At 75.8% G+C, this 2121-nt stretch carries 3 protein-coding genes; 2 read left to right on the plus strand and 1 reads right to left on the minus strand.

All coding sequences use genetic code 11. From position 1 onward, the window contains the following. Positions 1-87 precede the first annotated feature (87 nt). Both EAO73_RS35270 and EAO73_RS35275 read left to right on the plus strand, forming a co-directional pair. Entirely contained in the window at positions 88-672 is a 585-nt protein-coding gene (locus EAO73_RS35270) for a GNAT family N-acetyltransferase (RefSeq protein WP_147975615.1), read from the plus strand. Between the two features lie 41 nt (positions 673-713). Further along, positions 714-1217, plus strand: a complete 504-nt coding sequence (locus tag EAO73_RS35275; protein ID WP_147975616.1) for a DinB family protein — start codon at positions 714-716, stop codon at positions 1215-1217. A 6-nt stretch (positions 1218-1223) separates the two neighbouring features. Here the strand turns inward: EAO73_RS35275 and EAO73_RS35280 are convergent. Further along, on the minus strand, positions 1224-2121 hold an 898-nt coding region (locus EAO73_RS35280), incomplete at its 5' end, for a YihY/virulence factor BrkB family protein (protein ID WP_224756599.1).

A 2121-nucleotide genomic window follows, 5' to 3' on the forward strand; every position in this document is an offset into this window, starting at 1 on the left:
GCGCGCACGCGTCCTGCGGGTGCCGTTCGTAGACTCCCCGGGGCGGGCCGGCGGGTGCGCGCGACGGGGACGACGGGGAGCCGGGACATGGCCATGTGGGTCCAACAGGTGGGGCCGGGCGACGTGTTGGCGTACGAGGACGGGGTGCGCCGCGCCTACGCGGAGGCGTTCGCGGGGCCGCCGTGGCACGAGGACCCGGCCGAGGCCGCCGGCTACACGGAGCGGCTGCGCGAGGACGCCCGGCGCCCGGGGTTCCGGGCCGCGCTGGCGCTGAGCGGCGACCCGGACGAGCCGGGCTCCGCCGCCGTGGTGGGGTTCGCCACGGCCTGGACCACACCCGCCCCCTTTCCCGCCACCCGCGCCTACGCGGCCGTCTCCTCGCTGCTGGGCCCGGAGCGCACGGCCGACTGGCTCGTCGGCGCGCGGGAGGTGGACGAGCTGGCGCTCAGCCCGGAGGCCCGCGGCGCCGGCCTGGCGGCGGCGCTGCTGGAGTCGGTGACCGCGTCCGCGCCCGGGGGCCGCTGCTGGCTTCTCACCTCGCGGAGCGCCGGGGCCGCCGTACGCCTCTACCGGCGCCTCGGCTGGCGTGAGGTGCCGGCGCCGGCGGGCGGGCCGGACCTCGTGGTGTTCCTCGGCCCCGGGCACCCCGGGCCCGCCCGCCGCGAGGGATAAGCGCTGGACAGCCGGGCGCCGGACCGTAAGGCTGTGCGGCGATGACACGCACCGATTCGCCTCCCGCATGGGACGAGCGCACCCAGCTGACCACCTTCCTCGACTACACCCGCGCCACCGCCGTGGCCAAGTGCGAGGGGCTCTCGCAGGAGAACGCCGTCCGCTCGCCCCTGCCCGGCTCCCCGCTGATGACGCTCGCGGGGGTCGTCAACCATCTGCGCTGGGTCGAGTACTACTGGTTCGAGGTCGTCTTCCTCGGCGGTGAGGACGAGGGCCCGTGGACGGACGAGGACCCGGACCGCGAGATGCGGATCGCCGTCGACATGCCGCTCGCGGACGTACTGAAGGAGTACGAGGAGCAGAGCGCCCGTTACCGGGAGCTCGTCGCGGCCCACGACCTGGACACCTCGGCCCAGCGGGAACGGGTGGGCGGACGCCGGCCCGATCTGCGCTGGATCCTGCTGCACCTGATCGAGGAGACGGCCCGGCACAACGGCCACCTCGACATCATCCGCGAGATCGTCGACGGCACGACCGGCGACTGACGGCCGCTACGCGGCGCCGCCCCGGGCCCGGTCCAGCTCGACGTTGAACTGGGCCCCGGCGAGCAGCGCCAGGTTGGTGAACCACACCCAGATCAGGAACACCACGGGCCCCGCCAGTGAGCCGTACAGCCGGCTGTAGGACCCGATGTACGTGGCGTACAGCGCGAACCCCGCGGACGCGGCCAGCCACAGCAGCGCCGCGAGCATCCCGCCCGGCAGGGCCCGGCGCGCCCCGCGTGCCGGGCCCGGACCCGTGCGGAAGAGAACCGTGATCAGCGCGGCGACCAGGCAGAGCAGCAGGGGCCACTTCAGCACCTCCCACACCGCGTCGCCCACATGCGTCATGCCCAGCCGGCGCCCGGCCCAGCGCGCCGGCGGCCCGGTGAGCACGAGGGCGAACGCGCTGGTCACCATCAGCAGGAGCAGTCCGATCGCCCACGCCACGATGACGTGCGCCTGGCGCAGGGCGGGCCGGGTGTCCCGTACGCCGTGCATGGCGTGCAGCGCGCGCCGGAACACCGCCAGATAGCTGGAGGCGGACCACAGCGCGCTGACCCCGCCGGTCGCGACGAGCAGCCAGACGGCGGTGCGCTGCTGGGTGGCGGCCTCCAGCGGCTCCCGCAGCGCGGCGGCGGCCTCGGCGGGGGCGAAGGCCGTGATGTCGGCGATCAGCGCACCGGTGGCCCCGGGGCTGGCGAGGCCGATGACGGACACGGTCACCAGGAGCGCGGGCAGCAGGGCGAGGATCGCGTAGTACGTGAGGGCCGCGGCCCAGTCCGAGAGGTCGTCGTTCCACAGCGAGACGGGGGTCCGGCGCAGGGCGAGGGGCCAGGTCCGGGCCCGTCGTGCCGTGCCGGGGCCTGCGGTCGGCGGGGCGGCGGTGTGCGGGGTTCCGGGCGGGTGG

Origin of the sequence: Streptomyces sp. col6, assembly GCF_008042035.1 — a bacterium.
Taxonomy (GTDB): domain Bacteria; phylum Actinomycetota; class Actinomycetes; order Streptomycetales; family Streptomycetaceae; genus Streptomyces.

Excerpts from the sequence above, each read along its gene's own strand:
- EAO73_RS35275 (WP_147975616.1), top strand. The coding sequence starts at position 714 with ATGACACGCACCGATTCGCCTCCCGCATGGGACGAGCGCACCCAGCTG.
- EAO73_RS35270 (WP_147975615.1), top strand. The coding sequence starts at position 88 with ATGGCCATGTGGGTCCAACAGGTGGGGCCGGGCGACGTGTTGGCGTAC.